This window comes from Gryllotalpicola sp. CP2-P1 (assembly GCF_057512245.1).
In genome coordinates, this window is sequence record NZ_JBLRDT010000305.1 from 1 (window position 1) to 2,201 (window position 2,201).

1 protein-coding gene and 1 pseudogene are annotated in these 2,201 nt (G+C 72.5%); one reads left to right on the plus strand and one right to left on the minus strand.

The annotated features are described in order from the left end of the window. A pseudogene (locus ACM2XV_RS14550) lies at window positions 1-535 on the minus strand (ROK family transcriptional regulator); the annotation flags it as partial. 185 nt (window positions 536-720) lie between these two features. On the opposite strand from ACM2XV_RS14550, the gene ACM2XV_RS14555 reads away from it, so the two are divergent. Further along, on the plus strand, window positions 721-2,175 hold the full coding sequence (locus ACM2XV_RS14555; RefSeq protein WP_487027450.1) for a glycoside hydrolase family 3 protein: 1,455 nt from the start codon (window positions 721-723) through the stop codon (window positions 2,173-2,175). Window positions 2,176-2,201: the final 26 nt, after the last annotated feature.

Below are 2,201 nucleotides of genomic sequence, written 5' to 3' on the forward strand. Positions count from 1 at the left end.
CCTGCCGCACGATGCCCTCGCCGTCGACGATGCCCGGGGTGCCGACGCCGATGCCCAGCAGCCGCGAGCCGGCGGCGCCGATCAGCCCTGCGACGAGGATGAGCACCTTCTCGATGGCGGCCTCGCCGGTCGCGCCCGCGAGCGGCTGGGTGAGGCGGTGCAGTACCTCGCCGCGCAGATTCGTGACGACGCCGGCGAACGCGTCGCCGGGGGACAGGTCGATGGCGGCGATGTGGAAGGCGTCTGCGTCGATCTCGACGAGGGTGGCCGGCTTGCCGGGCCGGGTGCCCTGGCGCTGCCCGAGTTCGTGGACGATGCCCTCGCTCTGCAGCTCGGCGACGAGATCGCCGACGGTCACACGAGTGAGGCCCGAGGTGCGGGCGAGGTCGGCGCGGCTGAGCGCGCCGCTGTAGAAGAGGTGCTGCAGCACGAGGGCCCGGTTGTGCCGCCGGTTGTGCTCGGGCAGTGCCTTCTCGGCGAGCTGGCGGGGGCGGAGCGCGGGCCGCGCGGCATGGCTCTGGTCGAGCTGGGACATGTCCGTTCTCCTTCCGTCGGCGTCGTCGCTGGGCGGTTTTGTTAGTACACCTGCCTTACAAACGAAAGTCAAGCGATGACGTGTCACGGCCGAATATCGCCCGTGTTTCGGTCATGTTGCACTTCTTCCGAGCGGTATCGCCCCCATGTTGCGGCACATTCGATTCGTAAGCTTTACTAACAAACATGGCCCCGCCCACGCGCTCAGACCTCCTCGGCACGCTCCTGCCGGGCTTCATCGGCACCGAGCTGCCCGCGTGGCTCGACGCCCTGCTGAGGCAAGGGCTCGGCGGTGTCTGCCTCTTCGGCGCGAACATCGCGAGCCGCGAGCAGACCCGCCGGCTCACCGCGGCGATCCTCGATGCGAACCCCGACGCGATCATCGCGATCGACGAAGAGGGCGGCGACGTGACCCGGCTCTACTACGACCGGGGCGCGCCGTTCCCCGGCAACGCGCTGCTCGGCCGCATCGGCGAGCTCGCGCTGACCGAGCGCACCGCCCGCGCCGTCGGGTGGCAGCTGCGCAAGGTCGGCGTGAACGTGACCTTCGCGCCCGACGCGGACATCAACTCGAACTCCGACAACCCTGTGATCGGTGTGCGCTCCTTCGGAACGGAGCCCGCCCTCGTCGCAGACCACACCGCCGCCTGGGTCGCCGCAGTCCAGGGCACGGGCGTCGGCGCGGCCGCCAAGCACTTCCCTGGCCACGGCGACACGGCACAGGACTCGCACCTCGCGCTGCCGGTCGTCGACCGCACCCTCGACGAGCTGCGCGGGCGCGAGCTCGTGCCGTTCCGTGCCGCCGTCGAGGCGGGCACCGAGCTGATCATGACCTCGCACATCCTGCTGCCCCAGCTCGACGGCGACCGGCCGGCCACCATGAGCGCCCCCGTGCTGCAGGGGCTGCTGCGCGGCGAGCTCGGCTTCCAGGGCGTCATCGTCTCGGACGCGCTCGACATGAAGGGCGCCTCGGGTGAGCTCGGCATCGCCGGCGCCGCCGTGCGCGCACTCGCGGCGGGCGTCGATCTGCTGTGCATCGGCACCGACAACTCGGCCGCGCAGCTGGAGGGGATCGTGGCCGCGCTGGGGGGCGCCGTCGCGTCGGGCGAGCTCCCGGCCGAGCGGGTGCGGGAGGCCGCGAGCCGCACGCGCGCGCTGGCCGAGCGGCTCCGCTCACGCGCCGCGAGCGCTGCGGCGCCGGCATCCCCCGTCACCGAGCCCGTCTTCGACCTCGAGCAGATCGCACGCGGATTCGACGTGTCGGCGCACGCCCGCGCCTGGATCGCGGCCGCGGGCGGGCACTATGGAATCGTGCGCATCGAGAGCGTGAACAACATCGCCGTCGGCGTCGCCCCGTGGGGCGTCTTCGCGGCGGGGGCGCACGCCGACGCGACGGTGTCCGCGCCGGAGGAGGGGCCGGCCTCGGTGGGTGGCGCGCTGCTGATCGTCGGGAAGGACCTGCATCGGCGGCCGTACGCGCGCGACTACATCGACCGGGCCCGGGCGGCGGGCGGGGCATCCGTTCTCGTCGTCGACATGGGCTGGCCGAGCGATGACCGGGCCTATGCCGACATCGCGACGTTCGGCGCCTCTCGCCTCGCCGGCGAGGCGCTGCTGCAGCTGCTGGGGGCCGGCGCATGAGGCTCGGCCTCGACATCGGCGGCACG

Bases quoted from the DNA above. Each gene is read 5' to 3' on its own strand.
- ACM2XV_RS14555 (WP_487027450.1), top strand. From the start codon at position 721: ATGGCCCCGCCCACGCGCTCAGACCTCCTCGGCACGCTCCTGCCGGGC.